The 857-nt window shown below is 67.8% G+C and carries 1 protein-coding gene; it reads left to right on the top strand.

The window, feature by feature from the left end:
- Positions 1–857 (top strand): methyl-accepting chemotaxis protein (locus tag D588_RS0119585; RefSeq protein WP_017917196.1); only part of this gene is annotated, 857 nt, incomplete at both ends.

Raw genomic sequence — 857 nt, 5'->3', positions numbered from 1 at the left:
CCCGGCGACTACGGGCGCATGGTCCACGACAGCAACGCGCTGGTCGCCTCGCATATCGCGGTGACCGAGCGTCTGGCGCAGATCATGGGCCGCTATGCCATCGGCGACCTGTCCGAGGATATGGATCGGCTGCCCGGCGAAAAGGCGGTGCTCACCGAAACGATGGACACGGTCAAGCGCAACCTGACCGCGATGAACAGCGAGATCAAGCACCTGGCCGTCGCCGCCGCGGCGGGCGACTTCAGCGTGCGTGGCGACGCCGAACGCTTCCAGTACGACTTCCGCCTGATGGTCGAGAGCCTCAACCAGCTGATGGCCACCGCCGACGGCAACCTGCAGGCGCTGTCGTCCCTGCTGCAGTCGATCGCCGCCGGCGACCTGACCGTGCGCATGCAGGGCGATTTTCATGGCGTGTTCGCGACCATGCGCGACGACGCCAACGCCACCACCGAACAGCTGGCCGCCATCGTCGCGCGCATCCAGACTGCCGCGGTCAGCATCAACGCCGCGGCCAGCGAGATCGCCACCGGCAACGACGATCTGTCGCGCCGCACCGAGCAGCAGGCGGCCAGCCTCGAGGAAACCGCTGCGTCGATGGAAGAGCTGACCTCCACGGTCAAGCAGAACGCCGAACACGCCCGCCAGGCCAACCAGCTCGCCACCGGCGCCGCGTCGGTCGCCTCGCAGGGTGGCACGGTGGTCGGCCAGGTGGTCGAGACCATGAGCGGCATCGAGGCCTCCTCGCGCAAGATCGCCGACATCATCAGCGTCATCGACGGCATCGCCTTCCAGACCAACATCCTGGCCTTGAATGCGGCAGTGGAAGCGGCGCGTGCCGGCGAGCAGGGCCGCGGTTT

It is taken from the genome of Xanthomonas sp. SHU 308, from assembly GCF_000364645.1.
Taxonomy (GTDB): domain Bacteria; phylum Pseudomonadota; class Gammaproteobacteria; order Xanthomonadales; family Xanthomonadaceae; genus Xanthomonas_A; species Xanthomonas_A sontii.
Note: the sequence above shows the minus strand (reverse complement) of the source record. Positions and strands in the feature narration are given on the sequence as shown.